We start from the raw sequence: 20,758 nt of genomic DNA on the forward strand, positions 1-20,758 counted from the left end.
GCGCCGGGGGCGAGCATGGACAGCATGAAGTCGCTGCGGCTGGTGAGTCTGGCGCGCAAGGCCGGGCTCCGGGTGAGCATCGCGGACGTCTTCGTCCATCAGACCGTCCGCGCCCTCGCCGCCACCCTCACGGAGCAACTCTCGCCCGCCGAGGAGGTGTTGTGCGGGATCGTGGCGGAGGTGCTGGGTGTGGCGTCGTTCGGGGTCGAGGAGAACTTCTTCGAGGCGCCGGGGGCGAGCATGGACAGCATGAAGTCGCTGCGGCTGGTGAGTCTGGCGCGCAAGGCCGGGCTCCGGGTGAGCATCGCGGACGTCTTCGTGCACCAGACGGTCCGCGCCCTCGCCGCCACCCTCGGCACCGAACCCGCCGAACCCGCCGAACCCGCCCCCCGGCCCGCCGCACCGCAAGGGCCCGCGCCGCGCCACAGCACCCGGGTCATGGCGGAGGCCATCGACGAGACCGACCGCCTCGGCCACGCCGACCCGTTCGCCCACCTCCTCAGCATCCGGCCGACCGGGACCCGGCTGCCCGTGTTCTGCCTGCACAGCGGCGTCGGGTTCGCCCTGTCGTACCTGCCGCTCGCCCGCCACCTCGGCGACGCGTACCCGCTCTACGGCATCCAGGCGCCCTGCGTCGTCGGCGACGCCCCACTGCCCGGCAGCGTCGAGGAGATCGCCGCCGACTACATCAGGACGATCAAACAGGTGCGGCCCGAGGGCCCCTACCACCTGCTCGGCTGGTCCCTCGGCGGGCTGCTGGCCTACGAGATCGCCGTCCAGCTCCGGCTCGCCGGCGACGAGGTGGGGCTGGTCGCCAACCTGGACTCCTACCCCCGCACCGGCGTCCAGGACGAACGCGACGAACAGAGCCTGCTGGCCTGGCTGCTGGAGGGAGTCGGACACCACCGCTCCGAGTTCGGGGACCGCGACCTCGTCCCCGGCGACGTCCTGGACGCGCTGCGGCGCGACAACAGCCCGATGGCGCGCATGGGGGAGCAGCGCATGACCCGGATGGTCGACCTGATGATCCACCACCAGGCGCTCAACACCCGCTACGCACCCCGCGACCTCGACGCCACCATGCACCTCTTCCTCGCCGAGCGGTCGGCGTGGGGCGAGGAGGGCGCCGGCCAGGTGGAGAAGGGCCCCGACAAGGACCGGCTCTGGAAGCCCTGGTTCACCGGCGACCTGCGCGTCCACCGGCTCCCCTGCACCCACGACGACATCCTCGCCCCGGAACCGCTCGCCGCGCTCGGCCCGGTCGTCGCCGCCGAGCTGGACCGCCTCCACCAGCAGCGGGACGGACGTGAGCGGTCATGACGACGGCGACGTACACCGAGGCCGGCCGCGGCGGCACCACCGCGGCCCTCCTCACCGAGATCCTCGCCGTCACCGGCCGCCGGCTGCGCCACCTGCGCCGCGCGCCCGGGCGGGTGATCGGCGTGGCGCTCAGCCCCCTGGTGTCGATGGTGATGCTCGGCTACCTCTTCCGGGACGCCATCCGCCTCCCGGCGGGCGGCTCCTACGGCGAGTACGTCTTCGCCGGCGGCGCCGTCCAGGTCGCCCTGGCCTGCGTCGGGCCCACCGCCGTCTCCGTCGCCATGGACATCAGGGGCGGACTGGTCGACCGCTTCCGGTCCCTGCCCATCAGCCGGTCCGCCGTCCTCGCCGGACACACCCTCGCCGACTGGCTGGTGGGGATGCTCGGCCTGGCCGTCGTCACCGGCGCCGGACTGCTCCTCGGCTGGCGGACCCGGACCGGGCTCCTGCCCACCCTCGCCGCGTTCGGGCTGATCGCGCTGTTCGTGTACGTGATGCTCTGGGTCGGCGTCCTGCTGGCGACGACCCTGCGCACCGTGGAGACCATCAGCGTCGTCACCCCGTTCATCGTCGTGGTCCTGCCCTTCCTGTCCAACGCCTTCCTCGCCCCGCAGTCCATGCCCGCGGCGGTCCGCCCCCTCGCGGAGTGGAACCCGCTCAGCGCCGTCATCGCGGCCTGCCGCGACCTGTGGGGCAACCCGGCGGCGACCGGCGGCAGTTTCCCCGCCGAGCACCCGGTGGCCGTCGCCGCCGTGACGCTCGCCGCGCTGCTCGCCGTCTGCTCCGCCGTGAGCCTTCGCCGCTACCGCACCGCGGGCTCCTGACCCCGCCGCCTGGAGGAAACCCAGCCATGACCACGCAGCAGCCCGCAGCGCCGTCCCTCGGCGCGTACGACCTCACCGACCCCCAGACGTTCCTCGACACCGACCACCACACCCTGTGGCGCCGGTTCCGCACCGAGAGCCCGGTCCACTGGCACCCGGCCGGCACCCCCGTGCCGGGCTTCTGGGTGGTCTCCACGTACGCCGACGTCGTCACCGTCTACCGGGACAACAAGCGCTTCACCTCCGAACAGGGCAACGTGCTGGCCACCCTGCTCCAGGGCGGCGACTCCGCCTCCCGCAAGATGCTGGCCGTCACCGACGGGCCGCGCCACCGCGAGATCCGCAACCTCATGCTGAAGTCCTTCTCGCCGCGCGTCCTGGAGCCCGTCGTCGCGGGCGTCCACCGCCGCACCCGCGAACTGGTCGACCGGGCCCTGGAGCACGGCAGCCTGGACTTCGTCACCGACGTCGCCGACCACATCCCCATCAACACCATCGGCGACCTGATGGACGTCCCGGCCGCCGACCGCGAACGCCTCGTCGCCTGGAACACCCAGACCCTCTCCCGGCACAGCTCCGAGGACAGCGTCCTCGACGAGGTGATGGCCCGCAACGAGATCCTGCTCTACTTCTCCGAGCTGGCCGCCGAACGCCGCCGCAACCCCGGCGACGACGTCATCAGCGCGCTCGCCACCGCCACCGTCGACGGCACCCCGCTGTCGGAGGAGGAGATCGTCTTCAACTGCTACAGCCTGATCCTCGGCGGCGACGAGTCCAGCCGGATGTCCTCCGTCGGCGGCCTCATCGCCTTCTCCGAACATCCCGGGCAGTGGCGCCGGCTGAAGGACGGCGACGTGGGCGCGGACACCGCCACCGAGGAGGTGCTGCGCTGGACCACTCCCGCCATGCACTTCGGGCGGCGCGCCCTCACCGACGTACCCCTGCGCGACCAGGTGATCCGGGCCGGCGACGTGGTCACCCTCTGGAACAGCTCCGCCAACTTCGACGAGGACGCCTTCGACGACCCGTACCGCTTCGACATCGGCCGCACGCCCAACAAGCACGTGGCGTTCGGGCACGGGCCGCACTTCTGCCTCGGCGCCTTCCTCGGCCGGGTCCACGTCAACGCCATGGTCGACGCCCTGCGCACCGCGGTCCGCGACATCGAGCTGCTCGGCCCGCCGCAGCGCCTCTACTCCAACTTCGTCCACGGCTACAGCGGCCTGCCGGTGCGGCTCACCGCCGAACCGGCGGGCCGGGTCCCCGCACCGGCCGCGGCGGGGGAGGTGACGGGCTGACATGCGGGAGGAGAGGAGAACGGCGGGCGGCACCACCCTGGCCGTCCTGTACGTCGACGAACCCCTCGGACAGGACGGCGCCTGGGACCCCGGCCGGCTCGGCGAGGTCGGCGACCGGGTGGAGGACCTGCTCGCCGAGTGCGGGGCGGTGATGCTGCGCGGCCCCGGCATCGAGGACGCCGACGGCTTCCACCGCGCGGTCAGCGCGTTCGGCGACCCGCTGATCGACAGCTACCGGGGCGGCAACACCCCGCGTGCCGCCGTCTCCGACGGGGTGTTCACGTCCACCGAGTACCCGGCGCGCTTCGACATCTCGCTCCACAACGAGCTGTCGTACGCCCACCGCTGGCCCAGCCGCCTGTTCTTCTGCTGCCTCCGGGCGCCGGAGACCGGCGGGGCCACCCCGGTCTGCGACGGGCACGCCCTGCTGGCGGACCTCGACCCGGAGGTGCGCCGGCGGTTCGCGTCGGGCGTGGTCTACCGGCAGCACCTGCACGGCGGCCTCGGTCTCGGCAAGTCCTGGCAGGACACCTTCGAGACCGGCGACCGGAAGGTGGTCGAGGACTTCCTGGAGGCGTCCCGCGCCCAGTACCGGTGGACCGCCGACGGCGGCCTGCGCGTCAGCCAGCACCGCCCCGGCATCCGCGTCAACCCGCTGACCGGGCGGGACGTCTGGTTCAACCAGGCCGACCAGTGGCACCCGTCGAACCTGCCCGGCGACGAGGCCGAGACGCTGCTGTCGCTCATCGACGACGTCGACGACCTGCCGCACTGGGTGACGTACGGCGACGGCTCGCCCATCCCGGACGAGGACCTCGCCCAGGTGCGCGCGGCGGCCCGGCGCAACCGGCTCGTCGAGCCGTGGCACGACGGCGACATCATGATCGTCGCCAATATGTCGGTCCTGCACGGGCGGGAGGCGTACACCGGCCCCCGCAAGGTGGTCGTCTCCATGACCTGAGGGGCGGCGCCCGGGAGGGGCCCGGCCACCGCCGGCCGGGCCCCTCCCGCACGCCGCCCCCCGGGCGGGCCGCGCACCCCACGGGCGGGCCGCGCCTCGGGCGGGGCTCGCCTTTCTCAGGCGGGCCGCGCCTTTTTCAGGCGGGGCGCGACGCGAAGACCGAGTACCGCCCCGGCTCCACCAGCCCGTCGTCCCCGAGCGGGGCGACCGTGAAACCCCGGGCGGTCAGCCCGGCGCACAGCTCGCCCAGCCGCCCGTCGGTCGCCGTGCCCGGCTCGTCGTGCACCTCCAGGGCGATGCGCCGGACCAGCGGCCAGTGCTCCTCGTCCAGCCCGCGCAGCACCTCCGCCTCCGCCCGCTGCACATCCACCTTCAGCATGTCGATCCGCTCCACGCCCTCCTCGGCGATCACGTCCGACAGCCGCCGGATCCGGCAGGCGTGGGACTCCTCGCGGAACCGGTACGCCAGCATCTCGTCCAGCAGGTCCAGGTCCTCGCCCCACTGCGCCACCTCCGGCCCGCCCAGCACCTGGCGCTTGACGAACTCCCGGTCGGTCGCGGTCGCCGCGTGCGCGGAACGGGCCGACATCGTCGTGTAGCCGGGGTAGTACGTGAAGGCCGCCTCGCCCTCGGCGTCGCCCAGCGCACAGGGGTGCAGCCGCGCCGGCACGCCGAACGCGGCCATGTTCTCCGCCAGTCGCGCGAAGACCGGCGGCAGTGGCTCGAACGCGTGGATCACGGCGTCCGGGCACTCCGCGCGCACGAACAGCGAGTACACCCCGATGTTGGCCCCCACGTCGAAGACCACGGCGTCCCGGGGGAGCGTCGTCCCGTCCGGGAGGTAGGCGCGGCGGACGAAGATCTCCTCGTAGAGGAAGGCCGTCTCATGGGCGTTGACGCCGGCGATCCGGCTCGGATCGATCTCCATGGCGCACTCCTGACTGGTCGCGGACAGGCGGCGGTTGCCAGGGTGCCGCAGCGCGCTGACGCCCGGCTGACGTGCCGGGACCGTCACCACCAGGGACTTTCGCCGAATGCTTAAGGACGTGGCCGCCCCCCGGACCCCTCCCTAGGGTCGGGCGTGTTCCCCGTCCCCGTACTCCCTCTGCTGCCGGAGGCTCACCATGAGCGTGCTCGACGAGATCGTCGAAGGGGTGCGTGCCGATCTGGCGGTACGCCGGAAGTCGGTGCCCGAGGCGGCGCTGCGCGAACGGGCCGCCGCGGCCGGGCCCCCCGTGGACTGCGCGGCCCTGCTGCGCGCCGGGGCCGGGGGCCCCAGGATCGTCGCCGAGGTGAAGCGGGCCAGCCCCTCCAAGGGCACCCTCGCCGAGATCGCCGACCCCGCGGACCTCGCGGCCCGGTACGCCGCCGGGGGCGCCGCGGCGATCAGCGTGCTGACCGAGGGGCGCCGGTTCGGCGGCTCGCTGGACGACCTGGACGCGGTCCGGGCGCGGGTCGCCGTCCCGGTGCTGCGCAAGGACTTCATCGTCACCCCGTACCAGCTCTGGGAGGCGCGGGCGCACGGCGCGGACCTCGCCCTGCTGATCGTCGCCGCGCTGGACCAGCCCCGGCTGGCCGACCTGGTGGCGCTGGCCGCCGAGATCGGCCTGACCCCGCTGGTGGAGGCGCACGACGAGGCCGAGGCGGAGCGGGCCGTGGCCGCCGGGGCGCGGATCGTCGGCGTCAACGCGCGGGACCTGCGCACCCTGGAGGTGGACCGCGGCACGTTCGCCCGGGTCGCGCCGCACCTTCCGGCCGGTGTGGTGAAGGTCGCCGAGTCGGGGGTGCGCGGGCCCCTGGACGTCGCCGGCTACGCGAGCGCCGGCGCCGACGCGGTCCTGGTCGGCGAGGCCCTGGTCACCGGGCCGGACCCGCGCGCCACGCTCGCCGCCCTGCTCGCGGGCGCCCGGCCGGTGCCGTCCGCCCGCTGACCCCGCCCGGCCGGTGCCGTCCGCCCGCTGACCCCGCCCGGCCGGGCCGTCACAGCCCGGCCGCCTCCGCCCGCTTCGTCGTGACGGCGGCCCACCGCTCCAGGACGGCCGCCGCCGCGCCGGAGTCGATCGACTCGGCGGCCCGCTCCACCCCCGCGGCCAGCCGCTCCGTGACCGTCCCCGAACCCGCCGGGCCGCCCACCCCCGCCGCCCCCTCCAGCGCCGCGATGCCGGCCGCGGCCGACAGCAGGACCGCGTCCCGCACCGGGCCCCGCGCCCCCGCGAACACCTCACGGGCCACCCGGGCGTTGCACGCCCGGTCCCCGCCCCGCAGGGCGTCCCGCGGCGCGAGCGCCATCCCCAGGTCCCGCGGATCGAACACCTCCCGGCGCACCACACCAGCACCGCCCGCCGCCGGACCGCTCACCGACCAGACCGTGGAGGTCGTGGTGACCGTCAGCTCGTCCATCCCGTCGTCGCCCCGGAACACCAGCGCCGACACCCCCCGCCGCACCAGCACGCCCGCCAGCAGCGGAGCCAGCCGCGCGTCCGCCACGCCCAGCGCCAGCCCCGCCGGGGACGCCGGATTGACCAGCGGACCCAGGGCGTTGAACACCGTCCGCACCCCCAGCTCCCGGCGCGGCCCCGCCGCGTGCCGCATCGCCGGGTGGAACTCCGGCGCGAAGCAGAAGGTGATGCCCGTCTCCTCGCACACCTCCGCGAGGTCGCCCGGCGGCAGCCGCAGCGCCACCCCCAACTCCTCCAGCACATCGGCCGATCCGCACGCCGAGGACGCCGACCGGTTCCCGTGCTTCACCACCCGCAGCCCCGCCCCGGCCACCACCACGGCCGACATCGTCGAGACGTTCACACTGTTCGAACCGTCCCCGCCGGTCCCCACGACGTCCACGGCGGGCCCCGGCACGCGCAGCGGGACCGCGTGCCGCGCCATCGCCCGTACCAGGCCCTCGATCTCCTCGACGGTCTCGCCCTTCGCGCGCAGCGCCACCAGCAGCCCGGCCAGCCGCACCGGGCCCGCGGTGCCGGACATGACCCCGTCCATCGCCCAGTCTGTCTCGTCGGCGGACAGGTCTCTGCGCTCCAGCAGTGCGTTCAGCAATTCCGGCCAGGTGGGGCCCTGCGATTCGGCGGTCACGGGAATTCTCCTTGGACGGCACCTTCGGACACTTCTCCGCCCAGTCTCCGAATGACGGCCAACACCCACCAGACCACTGCCCGGCGAGATGAGCGGACCAATTCGAGAGGGACCACTGCGAAAGGGGGAGGGCCATGGCCCTGCACATGGCGGTCGAAGTGGTCAGGGATTCCCGGACGTCCCTGACCGCGCAGATCCAGAGTTTCATCAAGAGGGAGATTTCCGAGGGAATTCTCCATCCCGGCACCCGCCTGCCGTCCAGCCGCAGGCTCGCCGGGGACCTGGACGTCTCCCGCAGCGTCGTGGTCGAGGCGTACGGGCAGCTCGTCGCCGAGGGCTACCTGGAGGCCACCCAGGGCGCCGGCACCCGCGTCGTCACCCACCTCGACGCCGCGCCGCCCGTCGTGCCCGCGCTGCTGGACGAGGCCCCGGTGCCCGCCGTCCGCTGGGACCTGCGCACCGGCGGGCGCAACCTCCCCGCCTTCCCGCGCCGCGAATGGCTCGCCTGCTACCAGCGCGTCCTGCAGGCGGCGCAGCCCGCCGACCACGGCTACCCGCCCCTGGCCGGCGAACCCGGCCTGCGCACCGAACTGGCCCGCTACCTCGGCCGGGTGCGGGGCGTCCGCGTCACCGCCGGCCAGGTCATGGTCGTCGCCGGCTTCGCCCAGGCACTGGGGCTGCTGTGCACCGTGCTGCGCCAGGACGGCGTCGACGCCCTCGGCATCGAGGACCCCGGCCACCCCGGCCAGCGCCAGTTCGTCCACGAGACCGGGCTGCGGCCCGTCCCCGTACCGGTCGACGAGGAGGGCATCGACGTGGACGCGCTGGCCGCCACCGGCGTCCGCGCGGTCCTGGTCACCCCGGCCCACCAGTTCCCCACCGGCGTCACCCTCTCACCGGCCCGCCGCGAGGCCCTGGTCCGCTGGGCGCGCGACACCGGCGGCCGGATCGTCGAGGACGACTACGACGGCGGCCTCTGGTACGAGCGCGGGCCCCGCCCGCTCGCCCTCCAGCGCCTGGCCCCCGAGCACGTGGTCTACGCGGGCACGGCCAGCAAGGCGCTCGCCCCGGGACTGCGCCTGGGCTGGGTCGCCGCCCCGCCGGACCTCCTCGCCCGGCTGCTGCGCACCCGCGCCCGGCACGACCTGGGCACCGACGGCCTCACCCAGCTCGCCTTCGCCGAACTGCTGCGCGGCGGACTGTTCGACCGGCACCTGCGGCGGCTCGGCGCCCACTGCCGCGAACGCCGCGAGGCCCTGGAGGAGGCGGTGCGCCGCCACCTGCCCGGCGCCACCGTCACCGGCCGCGCGGCCGGGCTGCACGCCTATGTGACGCTGCCCCGCCACACCGACGAGGCGGCGCTGGTGGCGGGGGCGCTGCGCCGCTCCGTGGTGGTGCGCGGGGGCTCCGCGTTCCGGGTCCGCCCCCGCCGCGACGCCCCCGCCCTGGTGGTCGGCCACGCCCATCTGCCCCGCGCCGGGGTGGCGGACGCCCTCCGCGCGATCGGCGCGGCGTACCCCGGCGGCTGACGCCCCCCGGCCCGCCCCGGGGGCGTCAGACGACGGCCGCCGCGGCCCTCGGCCCGCGGGCCGCGGCGAGGAAGTTCTCCATCATCGCCAGGCCACCGGTCGTCATGATGCTCTCGGGGTGGAACTGCACCCCCTCGACGGGCAGCGTCCGGTGGCGCAGGCCCATCACATAGCCGTGGTCGACCGCGACGGCGGTGGTCACCAGCTCCCCGGGCAGCGGGTCGGCGACCACCAGCGAGTGGTAGCGGGTGGCCTCCAGCGTGTGGCCCAGCCCGGTGAACACCCCCGCCCCGTCGTGCCGCACGGTGCTGGTCCGCCCGTGCATCACCTGGCCGGCCACCTCCACCCGCCCGCCGTACGCCAGCGCGATCGCCTGGTGCCCCAGGCACACCCCGAGCAGCGGCACCCGCCCGGCGAACCGGCGCACCAGCTCCACATGGCCCGACGCCGCCGGATGGCCCGGCCCCGGCCCCAGCACCACCGCGTCTGGCCGGGAGCCGGCCAGCTCCTCCGGGGAGCGGGTGCGCGAGCGCACCACCTCGGTCCGGGCGCCCAGCGTGCGCAGGTACTGGTCGATGATGTGGACGAAGCTGTCGTACGCGTCGATCAGCAGCACCCGTGTCCCCTGCCCGCTCACGGCAGCAACTCCTCACCGGTCAGCGCCCAGTGGGCGGCCCCCATCTTCGCCAGCGTCTCCCGCCACTCCGCCTCCGGCTCCGACTGGGCCACGATGCCCGCCGAGCTCTGGGTGGAGTACGTCGTCCCGTCGTACGCGACCGTACGGATGCACAGCGCGAACTCGCTCCACCCGCGCACGTCGACCAGGCCGACCGCCCCCGCGTAGCTCCCGCGCCGCTCGCGCTCCAGACCGTCGATGATCTCCATCGCGCGGACCTTCGGCGCCCCCGTCATCGTCCCCGCCGGGAAGGTCGCGCGCACCGCGCTCCAGGTGTCGACGCCCTCCTCCAGCCGCCCGGACACCGTCGACACCAGGTGGAAGACGTGCGAGTAGCGCTCCACCGCCATCAGCCGGTCCACCGGCTGCGTACTGGGCCGGCTCACCCGCCCGATGTCGTTGCGGCACAGGTCCACCAGCATGATGTGCTCGGCCTGCTCCTTGGTGGACTCGCGCATCTCCTTCACCCGCCGCTGGTTCTCCTCCTCGTCCGCGCCGCGCCGCGCGGTCCCGGCGATCGGCCGCATCACGATCTCGCCGTCCTCGATCCGGAAGAACAGCTCCGGACTGGCACCGATCAGCATGTGGCCCGCACGGGGCATCAGATACATGTACGGCGAGGGGTTGCGCGCCCGCAGCCGCCGGTAGACGTCCACGGGGGTGAGCGTCGTCGTCACGTCGATGCGGTGCCCGATCTGGATCTGGTAGATGTCACCGACCCCGATGTGCTCCAGGCAGGTGGCCGCCCAGTCCAGGAACGTCTCCCTGCCGACGCTGTCGCGCACCGACAGCGGCACGGGCGCCCCCGGCACCTCCGCCGCCCGCCCGCCGGCCCCCGGCCGGGCGGCGTCCCGGGCCGCCGTCACCACCGCGTCCGCCGCGGCGGCCGTCCGCTCCGGGAACGCGTCGCTGCGGGCGCCCAGCAGCCGCACCTCGCCCGTCACCAGGTCGTACCAGACGGTGTCCCGGAACAGCGTCAGCGTGATGTCGGGCCCGTCCGGTTCCTTGGTCCGGGCCGGCAGCGTCTCCATGTGCCAGACCGACTCGTACGCGAAGGACGTCAGGAACCCGAAGGCGTACGAGGCGGCCGGGGCGTCCGTGTCCACCGCGAACAGCCCCTGCGCCCGCGCCAGCAGCTCCCACACGTGGTCGCCGCCCCCGGGCAGCTCCAGCCGGCGCACCGCGCCCCGCCCCGGCGCGGGCCGCAGCCCCGCCCCCGCGGCGGCCGACACCAGCGCGTCCGCCACCCCCGGGGCGCCGTCGATCTCGACGTGACCGCCGAAGACCCTCAGCTCCGCCAGCCGCCCGAACCCGACGACCGCCCACCGGCGGTCGGGCTCCGCGCCGTCGGCGCTCTCGAAGAGGAAGACCTCCCCGTCCCCGTGCGCGACCCGCAGCCGCTCGTACACGTCGAGGGGATCGTGCGGGGGCAATCCGGTCGCGGTGACCCGCACCCCGATCCGTTCCGCTGCTGTCATGGTGAACTCCCGTCGGCATCCCGATGTCCGCGATCAGGAAAACAGCGGGCGCGGTGGCGTCGCCAGACCAATCGACCGCCGCCCGTGCGGACCACTTCCACAATTCCTTGACCCCGCACGGCCGGTGCACTGAGCTGAATATCCCGATCCATCCGGCCGGCGCAGAAGCGAGGAACCGAGGATGACGACCGAATTCACCGAGTCCTGGCGGGAATTCCCCGCGGCCCAGCAGCCGCACTGGCCGGACGAGGAGGAACTGCGCGCCGTGACCCGGTGGCTGGCCGCCGCGCCGCCGCTGGTCTTCGCCGCCGAGTGCGACCTGCTGCGCCACCGCATGGCGGCCGTCGCCCGGGGAGAGGCGGTCCTCCTCCAGGGCGGCGACTGCGCCGAGACCTTCGAGCGGGTCACCGCCGACGCCATCCGCGGCAAGCTCCAGACGCTGCTCCAGATGGCCGTCGTGCTCACCCACGCCACCGCCCTGCCGGTGGTGAAGGTCGGCAGAATGGCCGGCCAGTACGCCAAACCCCGCTCCTCGCCCACCGAGTCCAGAGACGGCACCGAACTCCCCTCCTACCGGGGCGACGCGGTCAACGGCCTGGAGTTCACGGCCGAGGCGCGCCGGCCCGACCCCCGCCGCATGCGGCGCATGTACGAGAGCTCCGCCACCACCCTCAACCTCGTCCGCGCCCTGACCACCGGCGGGTTCGCCGACCTGCGCCAGGTGCACGCCTGGAACCGCGGGTTCGTCGCCGGGTCACGGGCCGGCGAGCGCTACGAGCGGCTGGCGGACGAGATCGACCGCAGCCTCGCCTTCATGCAGGCGTGCGGCGTCGACACCGCCGGCCTGGACACCGCCGAGTTCTTCGTGGGCCACGAGGGGCTGCTGCTGGACTACGAGTCCGCCCTGACCCGCGCCGAGCCGGCGGTGGGCGCCGCCGGCCGGTCGTACGCCACCAGCGGCCACCTGCTGTGGATCGGCGAGCGCACCCGGGCGCTCGACGGCGCCCACGTCGAGTACTTCTCCCGGGTGCACAACCCGATCGCCGTCAAACTCGGCCCCACCACCGGCCCGGACACCGTCCTCGGCCTCCTCGACCGGCTCGACCCGCAGCGCGAGCCCGGCCGGCTGACCTTCGTCGTCCGCGCGGGCGCCGACCGGGTCCGCGACGTGCTGCCCGACCTGGTGGAGAAGGTCACCGCGGAAGGCGCCCTGGTCTGCTGGGTCAGCGACCCCATGCACGGCAACACCATCACGGCCCCCAGCGGCCACAAGACCCGCCGCTTCGACACCGTCCTGGACGAGGTGCGCGGCTTCGTGGAGGTCCACCGGGAGCTGGGCACCCACCCCGGCGGCGTGCACGTCGAACTCACCGGCGACGACGTCACCGAGTGCGTCGGCGGCGGCAACGAGGTCCTCGCCGAGAACCTCCACCACCGCTACGAGACGGCCTGCGACCCGCGTCTCAACCACACCCAGTCGCTCGACCTCGCGTTCCTGCTGGCCGAGATGTACCGCGACCGCCCCGCGCCCCTCACTCCCCGTCCGGCGCCGCGCCGATGAGGCCGAACGGCGGCTCGGCCGCCAGGTAGAAGTGGTCGCCGGGCACCGTGCGGAAGCGGAACGGCCCCCGCGTCGCGGCCCGCCAGGCGGCGACGCCGTCCGCCGGCACCCGCGGGTCGCGGTCCCCGACCAGCGCGGTGACGGCGCACCGCAGCGGGGTGCGCGGGCCCGGCCCGTACGAGGCCAGCATGCGGAAGTCCGCCCCGATGTACGGCATCACCAGCTCCACGAACGCCGGGTTGCGCAGCAGTTCGGCGTCCGTGCCGCCCAGCTCCACCAGCGTCCGCGCGATCGACTCGTCGTTCCAGGTGGTGGCCACGTCCGGGTCCGGCCGCAGCAGCTGCGGCGCCCGGGCGCTGGACGCGACCAGGTGCGCCGGCGCGTGGCCCGCCGCCTCCAGCGCCGCCACCACCTCGTACGCGACGATCGCGCCCATGCTGTGCCCGAAGAACGTGGTGGGCCGTCCGTCCAGCCACGGCAGCAGCGCCCCGGCGACGTCCGCCGCCATCGAGGCGAGGTCCGTGGCGGGCGGCTCCGCGATCCGCTCGGCCCGGCCCGGATAGCACACCGTGTGCACCTCGAACCCGGTGAGCGCCTTGGACCAGCCCCGGAAGAAGTAGGGCGAGCCACCCGCGTGCGGGAAACACACCAGCCGCCGGTCCGCGAACGGCCGTGCCTCGGCGCACTGTGTCCACATCGTCCTGCCCCCAACCCCTCGTCGTACGGGACGCCGTCGGTCCGCGCCCCCCACCATCCTGACCGAGGCTGACACACCACTGACGCCGTCACCTCCGGCGGGCGCGGCGCGTTGGGACCGGTGACCCGCCCGCGCCCGACCCGCCGGAGCCCCCATGACCACGCGCAGCGTCCCCCTCGTCCCGGTCGCCGGGCCCCGCGGCCTGCCCGGCCTCGGCAACCTGCCCGCCTTCGGCCGCGACCCGCTGGCCTTCCTCACCCGGCTGCGCGACGACCACGGCGACGCCGTGCGCTGGTCCCTCGGGCCCCGGCCCGGCCTCTTCCTGTCCCACCCGGCGCACATCGCCGAACTGCTCGCCGCCCGCGAGGACACGTACGACATCCTGGAGATCGGCTGGGCGTTCAAACAGGTCGTCGGGGAGAGCGTGATCATGAGCAGCGGCGCGGACTGGCGCCGCAAGCGCTCCCTGGTCCAGCCGGCCGTCCGGCCGCGCCAGGTCAGGACCTACGCCGCCACCATGGTCGACTGCGCCGCCACCGCGGCCGGGAGCTGGCGGGACGGCCGGCGGATCGACGTCCGGCGCGAGATGGCGCTCATCACCCAGCGCATCGTGCTGCGCTGCCTGTTCGGCAACGACCTCGGCGACAGCACCCGGGCGCTCGCCGACGCCATGACCGTCGCCGAGCACGAGATCGGCGCCGAACTGCGGAACATGTCCCTCTTCCTGCCCGGCTGGGTGCCCACCCCGGCACGCCGCCGGGTGCGCCGCGCCGTGGCCGTCATCGACACCGAGGTGCACCGGCTCATCCGGGCCCGGCAGCGGGAGCTGCACACCCGCCCGGCGGACGCGTCCGGCCGCGACGACCTGCTGAGCCGGCTCCTCGCCGCCCGCGACGCCGACGGCCGGCCCCTGACCCCCCGCGAGGTGCGCGACGAGGCCGTCACCCTCTGGGCGGCCGGACACGAGACCACGTCCACCGCCCTGACCTGGATCTGGTACCTGCTGTCGGCGTCGCCCGCCGCCCGCGACCGCCTCGACACCGAGCTGGACCGGGTGCTCGCCGGCCGGCCGCCCGCCATCGACGACCACGACCGGCTCGTCTGGACCCAGCAGGTCGTCAAGGAGGCCCTGCGGCTCTACCCGCCCGCCTGGCTGCTGGCCGGCGCCGCCCGCGAGGGCGCCACCCTCGCCGGGACGCCCGTCCCGGCCGGCACCCTCGTCTGGTGCAGCCCCTGGACCACCCACCGCGACCCCCGGTGGTTCCCGGGCGCCGCCGAGTTCCGCCCCGAACGCTGGGACCCCGACGCCCCCGACGCCGTGCCCGACCACGCCTTCTTCCCCTTCGGCGGCGGGCAGCGCACCTGCCTCGGCGCCCGGTTCGCCCAGGTCGAGGCGGTCCTGGTGCTCGCCACCCTCGCCCAGCGCTTCCGCCTCGACCTCCCGCCCCGAAAGGTGCGCCCCGGCGCCGGCCTGCTGCTCCAGCCGTCCGCCCCGCTGATCGCCACACTCCGCGCGGCGGACGGCGGGCGGACCGCCCCGGCCCAGCGGGAGGGCACGGCGCGACCCCTTACCCTGGACGGGTGAGCGGTAACGACGTGGCTGGCGGAGTAGTGGACGGTTTGAAGACGTACGAGGTGCGCACCTACGGGTGCCAGATGAACGTTCACGACTCCGAGCGCCTCTCCGGGCTGCTGGAGGACGCCGGGTACGTACGCGCCCCCGAGGGCGCCGACGGCGACGCCGACGTCGTCGTCTTCAACACCTGCGCCGTCCGCGAGAACGCCGACAACAAGCTGTACGGCAACCTCGGCCGGCTCGCCCCGATGAAGACGAAGCGGCCCGGCATGCAGATCGCCGTCGGCGGCTGCCTCGCGCAGAAGGACCGCGACACCATCGTCACCAAGGCGCCGTGGGTCGACGTCGTCTTCGGCACGCACAACATCGGCAAGCTGCCCGTCCTCCTGGAGCGCGCCCGCGTCCAGGAGGAGGCCCAGGTCGAGATCGCCGAGTCGCTGGAGGCGTTCCCCTCCACGCTGCCCACCCGCCGCGAGTCCGCTTACGCCGCCTGGGTGTCCATCTCCGTCGGCTGCAACAACACCTGCACCTTCTGCATCGTCCCGGCGCTGCGCGGCAAGGAGAAGGACCGCCGCCCCGGCGACATCCTCGCCGAGATCGAGGCCCTGGTCGCCGAGGGCGTCAGCGAGATCACCCTGCTCGGCCAGAACGTCAACGCGTACGGCTCCGACATCGGCGACCGCGAGGCGTTCAGCAAGCTGCTGCGCGCCTGCGGCACCATCGACGGCCTGGAGCGCGTCCGCTTCACCTCGCCCCACCCGCGCGACTTCACCGACGACGTGATCGCCGCCATGGCCGAGACGCCCAATGTGATGCCGCAGCTCCACATGCCGCTCCAGTCCGGCTCGGACACCGTCCTGAAGGCGATGCGCCGCTCCTACCGCCAGGAGCGCTTCCTCGGGATCATCGGCAAGGTGCGCGAGGCCATCCCGCACGCCGCCATCTCCACCGACATCATCGTCGGCTTCCCCGGCGAGACCGAGGAGGACTTCGAGCAGACCCTGCACGTGGTGCGCGAGGCGCGCTTCGCCCAGGCGTTCACCTTCCAGTACTCCAAGCGCCCCGGCACCCCGGCGGCCACCATGGACGGCCAGATCCCCAAGGAGGTCGTCCAGGAGCGCTACATGCGGCTGGTCGCCCTCCAGGAGGAGATCTCCTGGGAGGAGAACAAGAAGCAGGTCGGCCGCACCCTGGAGGTCATGGTCGCGGAGGGCGAGGGCCGCAAGGACGGCGCCACCCACCGCCTCTCCGGCCGCGCCCCCGACAACCGCCTGGTCCACTTCACCAAGCCGGAGCAGGACGTGCGCCCGGGCGACGTGGTGACCGTCGAGATCACCTACGCGGCCCCGCACCACCTGCTGGCCGAGGGCCCCACCACCGGCGTCCGGCGCACCCGCGCGGGCGACGCCTGGGAGAAGCGCAACGCCGCCGAGGCCGCCGCGCCCGCCGGGGTGATGCTCGGCCTGCCCCAGGTCGGGGTGCCCGCCCCGCTGCCCCCGGTCACCGGCGGCTGCGCGGTCGGCTGACGCCGCCGCACTCCGGTCCACCGGTTACGCTGCCGATCATGCTCGTCGCCGCCGCCGTCTGCCCCTGCCCGCCGCTCCTCGTGCCCGGCGTCGCCGCCGGGGCCGCGCCCGAACTGGACGCGGCCCGCACCGCGTGCTCCGACGCCCTCGCGGTCCTGGCCGCCTCCCGGCCCGACCGGCTGGTGGTGGTCGGCCCGGCGGCGGGGGAGGGGCTGGAGCGGTACCCGGCCGGGACGGCCGGCGGCTTCCGGGGCTTCGGCGTCCCCCTGGACGTGACGCTCGGCGAGGGACCCGGCGGTGACCGGCCGCTGCCCGCCCCGCTCGCCGTGGGCGCCTGGCTGCTGGCGCGGGCCGGCTGGGCCGCCGCGCCCGTCGAGGGCCTCGCCGTGGGGGAGGGGCTGCCCGCCGGGGCCTGCGCCGCCGCCGGCCGGGAGACGGCCGCCGGGGACGGGCGGCTCGCCCTCCTGGTGCTGGGCGACGGCAGCGCCTGCCGCAGCCTCAAGGCGCCGGGCTACTTCGACGAGCGCGCCGCCGCCTTCGACGAGCGGGCGGCCCGGGCGCTGGGCGCGGCGGACCCGGACGCCCTGATGGCCCTGGACGAGGGGCTCGCACGGGAGCTGAAGGCGGCGGGCCGGGCGCCCTGGCAGGTGCTTGCGGGCGCGGCGGACGGCGCGGGCCTGGCCGGGCGCCTGCTGTACGAGGACGCGCCCTACGGCGTGGGGTACGCCGTCGCCGCCTGGTCCTGACCGCGACGGCTCCGGTCCGGCGGCCCCCGACGACGGCGGACGGCCGCGAAGCGGTGGTGAGCGCTTCGCGGCCGTCCGTCGTGTGCCGTGTGCCGGTACGAGGTCAGGAGGCCGGCGGGGCCGGCGGCGCCGGAGGCGTGCCACCGGTGCCCCCGTCGTCCTTGTGGGCGATCCGGCCCAGGGCGTCCTTGGCCTTCCCCGTGCCCGATTCGATCTTGTCGCTGTACTTGCCCTTGGTCTTCTGGTCGACCATCCTGGCGGCCTTCTCCAGCCCTTGGTCGATCTTGCCCTCGTGCTGCTGCGCGAGATCGGTGACCTTGTCCTTGGCGGGGCCGAGCTTGGCCTTCAGCGAATCCAGGAAGCCCATGGGGCACCTTCCCTCGGTGTAACCGTCGGAAATGACCGTCGTCGGGACCGATCCTACTTGCGGGCGCCCTCGCCGGCCTCGCTGTCCGCCGCCTCCTCGGCCGACTGCTGCTTGGGGATCTCCACACCCTCGGCGGCGGCCTCCTCCGGCTCCTGAGCCACCGCTGCGGCATCCGGCTCAACGGCGGAGCCCGACGCCTCCGGCTCCGCGGCGCCCTCCGGCTCGCTCTCCGTCAGCGGGGCCGGTGCCGTCTCCTCGGCCGAGGGCTCGGACTTCTTCCGTCGAAACCGTGAAAACACACCCATATCCACTCCAAAGCGTACTCGTGCGGGCGAAATTCCGCCCCGCCCGGAGCGTCCCATTGCGTCGCCCGGGGGAGCCGGTCCGCAAACCGGCGGTCGGAACCTCGCAACAGGCAACGACGCCGAGGGCGTGCCGTCACGTCACTCGTTCGGGTACGGGTCTCCGGGTTTGCGAGACTGTGACGGTGAGAAGCACAGCTCCCGCCCCGCGGGTCATCGCCGTCGTCGGCCCCACCGCGGCCGGAAAGTCCGATCTGGGCGTCCACCTCGCCCAGCAGCTCGGCGGCGAGGTCGTCAACGCCGACTCCATGCAGCTCTACCGGGGGATGGACATCGGCACGGCCAAGCTGACGCCCGGGGAGCGCGGCGGCGTCCCGCACCACCTCCTGGACATCTGGGACGTCACCGAGGCGGCCAGCGTCGCCGAGTACCAGCGGCTCGCCCGCGCCGAGATCGACCGGCTGCTCGCCGCCGGCCGCACGCCCGTCCTCGTCGGCGGCTCCGGGCTGTACGTCCGCGGCGCCATCGACGCGCTCGACTTCCCCGGCACCGACCCCGCCGTCCGCGCCCGGCTGGAGGCCGAACTCGACGAGCGCGGCCCCGGCCCCCTGCACGCCCGCCTCGCCGCCGCCGACCCCGCCGCCGCCGAGGCGATCCTCCCCGGCAACGGCCGCCGCATCGTCCGCGCCCTCGAAGTGATCGAGATCACCGGCCGCCCCTTCACCGCCAACCTCCCCGGCCACGAGTCGGTGTACGACACCGTCCAGATCGGCGTGGACGTCGCCCGCCCCGAGCTGGACGAGCGGATCACCACGCGCGTGGACCGGATGTGGGAGGCCGGCCTCGTCGACGAGGTCCGCGCCCTGGAGGCCCGCGGCCTGCGCGAGGGCCGCACCGCCTCCCGCGCGCTCGGCTACCAGCAGGTCCTGGCCGCGCTCGCGGGCGAGTGCACCGAGGAGGAGGCGCGCGCCGAGACCGTACGCGCCACCAAGCGCTTCGCCCGCCGCCAGGACTCCTGGTTCCGCCGCGACCCGCGCGTCCACTGGCTCGGCGGATCCGCCGCCGACCGGGCGGAACTTCCGCGGCTGGCGCTGACGTTGGTCGAACGAGCGGTTACAGCCTGATCACGTCATGGCATCGGGACGCTCCGGCCGTCATTCCGGCGGTCGGGGGCGTGCCATCATCGAGCAACGATCGACCATGGAATCCGAGTGGGGAGGGCGCGTGGCGATGGAGGCCGGCCCTCGCGACAGACACCAGGAGGCACCGGACGGCATCCGGGTGCCCGGTGACGTCCCCGGCCTGAGCCCGGACGGCCCCGACCTCGCCGAGGACGGGACGCCGGAGATCACCCCCGGCGAGGTCGAGGTCGAACTGCGCCCGCAGCGCAAGCTGCGCATCTGGCAGCTCGCCCCCATCGTCGGCCTCGGCGTGATCGGCTCGCTGATGTTCGGCTTCCCCCTCGCCTTCGGATCGGGCGACGGCGGCGCCGTCCTCGCCATGCTCGGCCTGCTGCTCTGCGGCTGCGCCGCGGGCTGGGGCATGATGGCCGCCCGCCGCGTCGGCTACACCTGGCCGGGACTGCCCCCCCGGGGCTCGGGCCGCCGCCCCGACTGGCGCGTCGTCGCCCTGTACGCCGTGGGCGTCGCCGTCCCGGTCGTCCTCGCCGTCTGGCGCGTCGCCCGGCTGCGCTGACCGCCCCGGGCCGACCGGCCGCGAGCCCCGCCGCCGCCGTACGATTGACCTTGTGACCACCGATCCCGCGACCAGCGCACCCGTCGCCTTCCTCAAGGGCCACGGCACCGAGAACGACTTCGTGATCGTGCCCGACCCGGACAACACCCTGGACCTCCCGCCGGCCGTCGTGGCCCGGCTCTGCGACCGCCGCGCCGGGATCGGCGGCGACGGCGTCCTCCATGTCGTCCGCTCAGCCGCCCACCCCGAGGCGCGGGACATGGCCGGCGAGGCCGAGTGGTTCATGGACTACCGCAACGCCGACGGATCGGTCGCCGAGATGTGCGGCAACGGCGTCCGGGTCTTCGCCCGCTACCTCCAGCACGCCGGGCACACCACCGCCGGGGACGTCGCGGTGGCCACCCGCGGCGGCGTCAAGCGCGTCCACCTCGCCAAGAACGGCGACGTCACGGTCGGCATGGGCCGCGCCCTGCTGCCCGAGGAGGGCGTCACGGTCAGCGTCGGCGGGCGGAGCTGGCCCGCGCGCAACGTCAACATGGGCAACCCGCACGCGGTGGCCTTCGTCGAGAGCCTCGACCACGCCGGCGACCTGTCCGCCGAGCCGCCCTACACCCCGGCCGCCGTCTACCCCGACGGGGTCAACATCGAGTTCGTCGCGGACCGCGGCCCCCGGCACGTCGCCATGCGCGTCCACGAGCGCGGCGCCGCCGAGACCCGCTCCTGCGGCACCGGCGCGTGCGCGGTGGCCGTCGCCGCGGCCCGGCGCGACGGCACCGACCCGCTCGTCACGGGAGTCCCCGTCGAGTACACCGTGGACGTCCTCGGCGGCACCCTGGTGATCACCGAGCACCCCGACGGCGAGATCGAGATGACCGGGCCCGCGGTCATCGTCGCCGAGGGCCGTATCGACCCCGCCTGGTTCGCCGCCACGCGCGCGTAGCGCCTCCCGCCGCCCCCGCCCGGGCCGGTCCGCACGCGCCGCGCCACCATCGCTCGAATGGGTGATCCCGTTCACTCTGGGCGAGAGCGGGTCAGCGGCGCGTGGTGGGCTCGGTAGCATCAAGCACCGGCCCGGCGGGCACGCCTTGCCCGTCCCACCGCCGGTCGACGCCGTC

The 20,758-nt window shown here is 74.7% G+C and carries 20 protein-coding genes; 13 read left to right on the forward strand and 7 right to left on the reverse strand.

Features of this window, described 5'->3' with window-relative positions; genetic code table 11:
* The 4 genes from ACF08D_RS00330 to ACF08D_RS00345 all read left to right on the forward strand — a co-directional run.
* The coding region (locus tag ACF08D_RS00330; RefSeq protein WP_392220095.1) for an alpha/beta fold hydrolase at nucleotides 1-1,320 on the forward strand (1,320 nt) is incomplete at its 5' end.
* Entirely contained in the window at nucleotides 1,317-2,144 is an 828-nt protein-coding gene (locus ACF08D_RS00335) for an ABC transporter permease (protein WP_392220097.1), read from the forward strand. The genes ACF08D_RS00330 and ACF08D_RS00335, both read left to right, overlap by 4 nt.
* A gap of 26 nt (nucleotides 2,145-2,170) precedes the next feature.
* Nucleotides 2,171-3,442, forward strand: coding sequence for a cytochrome P450 (locus ACF08D_RS00340; protein WP_392220098.1), 1,272 nt, complete (start codon nucleotides 2,171-2,173; stop codon nucleotides 3,440-3,442).
* Nucleotide 3,443: 1 nt separating this feature from the next.
* The gene (locus tag ACF08D_RS00345; protein WP_392220100.1) at nucleotides 3,444-4,403 is read left to right on the forward strand and encodes a TauD/TfdA family dioxygenase; all 960 of its coding nucleotides are present in this window, start codon (nucleotides 3,444-3,446) and stop codon (nucleotides 4,401-4,403) included.
* Nucleotides 4,404-4,539: 136 nt separating this feature from the next.
* Here ACF08D_RS00345 and ACF08D_RS00350 read toward each other — a convergent pair whose 3' ends face one another.
* Nucleotides 4,540-5,331: an FkbM family methyltransferase gene (locus tag ACF08D_RS00350; RefSeq protein ID WP_392220102.1), complete on the reverse strand. Its 792-nt coding sequence runs from the start codon at nucleotides 5,329-5,331 to the stop codon at nucleotides 4,540-4,542.
* A 196-nt stretch (nucleotides 5,332-5,527) separates the two neighbouring features.
* Here ACF08D_RS00350 and trpC point away from each other — a divergent pair, with 196 nt between their 5' ends.
* On the forward strand, nucleotides 5,528-6,334 hold the full coding sequence (trpC, locus tag ACF08D_RS00355) for an indole-3-glycerol phosphate synthase TrpC (RefSeq protein WP_392220103.1): 807 nt from the start codon (nucleotides 5,528-5,530) through the stop codon (nucleotides 6,332-6,334).
* Between the two features lie 49 nt (nucleotides 6,335-6,383).
* On the opposite strand, the gene trpD is transcribed toward trpC, so the two are convergent.
* On the reverse strand, nucleotides 6,384-7,490 hold the full coding sequence (gene trpD, locus ACF08D_RS00360) for an anthranilate phosphoribosyltransferase (protein WP_392220104.1): 1,107 nt from the start codon (nucleotides 7,488-7,490) through the stop codon (nucleotides 6,384-6,386).
* 134 nt (nucleotides 7,491-7,624) lie between these two features.
* Here trpD and ACF08D_RS00365 point away from each other — a divergent pair, with 134 nt between their 5' ends.
* The gene (locus ACF08D_RS00365) at nucleotides 7,625-9,019 is read left to right on the forward strand and encodes a PLP-dependent aminotransferase family protein (protein ID WP_392220106.1); all 1,395 of its coding nucleotides are present in this window, start codon (nucleotides 7,625-7,627) and stop codon (nucleotides 9,017-9,019) included.
* A gap of 25 nt (nucleotides 9,020-9,044) precedes the next feature.
* On the opposite strand, the gene ACF08D_RS00370 is transcribed toward ACF08D_RS00365, so the two are convergent.
* Both ACF08D_RS00370 and ACF08D_RS00375 read right to left on the reverse strand, forming a co-directional pair.
* Nucleotides 9,045-9,656 carry an anthranilate synthase component II gene (locus tag ACF08D_RS00370; RefSeq protein ID WP_392220108.1) on the reverse strand — a complete coding sequence of 204 codons (612 nt, stop codon included), beginning with the start codon at nucleotides 9,654-9,656 and terminating at the stop codon, nucleotides 9,045-9,047.
* Nucleotides 9,653-11,173 carry an anthranilate synthase component I family protein gene (locus tag ACF08D_RS00375; RefSeq protein ID WP_392220109.1) on the reverse strand — a complete coding sequence of 507 codons (1,521 nt, stop codon included), beginning with the start codon at nucleotides 11,171-11,173 and terminating at the stop codon, nucleotides 9,653-9,655. Before ACF08D_RS00375 ends, ACF08D_RS00370 begins: the two co-directional genes overlap by 4 nt.
* Before the next feature lie 181 nt (nucleotides 11,174-11,354).
* Between ACF08D_RS00375 and ACF08D_RS00380 the strand changes: the two genes are divergently transcribed.
* Nucleotides 11,355-12,734 carry a class II 3-deoxy-7-phosphoheptulonate synthase gene (locus tag ACF08D_RS00380; RefSeq protein WP_392220111.1) on the forward strand — a complete coding sequence of 460 codons (1,380 nt, stop codon included), beginning with the start codon at nucleotides 11,355-11,357 and terminating at the stop codon, nucleotides 12,732-12,734.
* Here the strand turns inward: ACF08D_RS00380 and ACF08D_RS00385 are convergent.
* The gene (locus ACF08D_RS00385; RefSeq protein ID WP_392220112.1) at nucleotides 12,706-13,431 is read right to left on the reverse strand and encodes a thioesterase II family protein; all 726 of its coding nucleotides are present in this window, start codon (nucleotides 13,429-13,431) and stop codon (nucleotides 12,706-12,708) included. The two genes, ACF08D_RS00380 and ACF08D_RS00385, sit on opposite strands and share 29 nt — an antisense overlap.
* A 154-nt stretch (nucleotides 13,432-13,585) precedes the next feature.
* Between ACF08D_RS00385 and ACF08D_RS00390 the strand changes: the two genes are divergently transcribed.
* Genes ACF08D_RS00390 through ACF08D_RS00400 form a run of 3 tightly spaced genes read left to right on the forward strand, consistent with a single transcriptional unit; the run spans nucleotide 13,586 to nucleotide 17,279 of the window.
* Entirely contained in the window at nucleotides 13,586-15,016 is a 1,431-nt protein-coding gene (locus tag ACF08D_RS00390) for a cytochrome P450 (RefSeq protein WP_392220114.1), read from the forward strand.
* Nucleotides 15,017-15,042: 26 nt separating this feature from the next.
* Nucleotides 15,043-16,533, forward strand: a complete 1,491-nt coding sequence (miaB, locus tag ACF08D_RS00395; protein ID WP_392221171.1) for a tRNA (N6-isopentenyl adenosine(37)-C2)-methylthiotransferase MiaB — start codon at nucleotides 15,043-15,045, stop codon at nucleotides 16,531-16,533.
* 38 nt (nucleotides 16,534-16,571) lie between these two features.
* A complete protein-coding gene (locus ACF08D_RS00400; RefSeq protein ID WP_392220115.1) occupies nucleotides 16,572-17,279 on the forward strand; it encodes a class III extradiol dioxygenase subunit B-like domain-containing protein in 708 nt (235 codons plus the stop codon).
* A 103-nt stretch (nucleotides 17,280-17,382) separates the two neighbouring features.
* On the opposite strand, the gene ACF08D_RS00405 is transcribed toward ACF08D_RS00400, so the two are convergent.
* Both ACF08D_RS00405 and ACF08D_RS00410 read right to left on the reverse strand, forming a co-directional pair.
* Complete coding sequence (locus ACF08D_RS00405; protein WP_392220117.1) at nucleotides 17,383-17,646, reverse strand: antitoxin; 264 nt, start codon at nucleotides 17,644-17,646, stop codon at nucleotides 17,383-17,385.
* Between the two features lie 53 nt (nucleotides 17,647-17,699).
* Nucleotides 17,700-17,951, reverse strand: a complete 252-nt coding sequence (locus ACF08D_RS00410) for a hypothetical protein (protein ID WP_392220119.1) — start codon at nucleotides 17,949-17,951, stop codon at nucleotides 17,700-17,702.
* Between the two features lie 182 nt (nucleotides 17,952-18,133).
* Between ACF08D_RS00410 and miaA the strand changes: the two genes are divergently transcribed.
* From miaA to dapF, 3 genes are all read left to right on the forward strand, one after another.
* Nucleotides 18,134-19,072: a tRNA (adenosine(37)-N6)-dimethylallyltransferase MiaA gene (gene miaA / locus ACF08D_RS00415; protein WP_392220121.1), complete on the forward strand. Its 939-nt coding sequence runs from the start codon at nucleotides 18,134-18,136 to the stop codon at nucleotides 19,070-19,072.
* A gap of 76 nt (nucleotides 19,073-19,148) precedes the next feature.
* Entirely contained in the window at nucleotides 19,149-19,643 is a 495-nt protein-coding gene (locus ACF08D_RS00420; RefSeq protein ID WP_392220122.1) for a hypothetical protein, read from the forward strand.
* A gap of 52 nt (nucleotides 19,644-19,695) precedes the next feature.
* Nucleotides 19,696-20,583, forward strand: a complete 888-nt coding sequence (dapF, locus tag ACF08D_RS00425) for a diaminopimelate epimerase (protein WP_392220124.1) — start codon at nucleotides 19,696-19,698, stop codon at nucleotides 20,581-20,583.
* Nucleotides 20,584-20,758 lie beyond the last annotated feature (175 nt).

The organism is Streptomyces sp. NPDC015131 (assembly GCF_043079975.1).
In the GTDB taxonomy this organism is placed as follows: domain Bacteria; phylum Actinomycetota; class Actinomycetes; order Streptomycetales; family Streptomycetaceae; genus Streptomyces.

Bases quoted from the DNA above. Each gene is read 5' to 3' on its own strand.
- ACF08D_RS00405 (WP_392220117.1), bottom strand. From the start codon at position 17,646: ATGGGCTTCCTGGATTCGCTGAAGGCCAAGCTCGGCCCCGCCAAGGAC.
- ACF08D_RS00340 (WP_392220098.1), top strand. From the start codon at position 2,171: ATGACCACGCAGCAGCCCGCAGCGCCGTCCCTCGGCGCGTACGACCTC.
- ACF08D_RS00420 (WP_392220122.1), top strand. From the start codon at position 19,149: ATGGAATCCGAGTGGGGAGGGCGCGTGGCGATGGAGGCCGGCCCTCGC.
- ACF08D_RS00365 (WP_392220106.1), top strand. From the start codon at position 7,625: ATGGCCCTGCACATGGCGGTCGAAGTGGTCAGGGATTCCCGGACGTCC.
- ACF08D_RS00410 (WP_392220119.1), bottom strand. From the start codon at position 17,951: ATGGGTGTGTTTTCACGGTTTCGACGGAAGAAGTCCGAGCCCTCGGCC.
- ACF08D_RS00390 (WP_392220114.1), top strand. From the start codon at position 13,586: ATGACCACGCGCAGCGTCCCCCTCGTCCCGGTCGCCGGGCCCCGCGGC.
- trpC (WP_392220103.1), top strand. From the start codon at position 5,528: ATGAGCGTGCTCGACGAGATCGTCGAAGGGGTGCGTGCCGATCTGGCG.
- ACF08D_RS00335 (WP_392220097.1), top strand. From the start codon at position 1,317: ATGACGACGGCGACGTACACCGAGGCCGGCCGCGGCGGCACCACCGCG.
- ACF08D_RS00350 (WP_392220102.1), bottom strand. From the start codon at position 5,331: ATGGAGATCGATCCGAGCCGGATCGCCGGCGTCAACGCCCATGAGACG.
- ACF08D_RS00380 (WP_392220111.1), top strand. From the start codon at position 11,355: ATGACGACCGAATTCACCGAGTCCTGGCGGGAATTCCCCGCGGCCCAG.
- ACF08D_RS00375 (WP_392220109.1), bottom strand. From the start codon at position 11,173: ATGACAGCAGCGGAACGGATCGGGGTGCGGGTCACCGCGACCGGATTG.
- ACF08D_RS00400 (WP_392220115.1), top strand. From the start codon at position 16,572: ATGCTCGTCGCCGCCGCCGTCTGCCCCTGCCCGCCGCTCCTCGTGCCC.
- ACF08D_RS00385 (WP_392220112.1), bottom strand. From the start codon at position 13,431: ATGTGGACACAGTGCGCCGAGGCACGGCCGTTCGCGGACCGGCGGCTG.
- ACF08D_RS00345 (WP_392220100.1), top strand. From the start codon at position 3,444: ATGCGGGAGGAGAGGAGAACGGCGGGCGGCACCACCCTGGCCGTCCTG.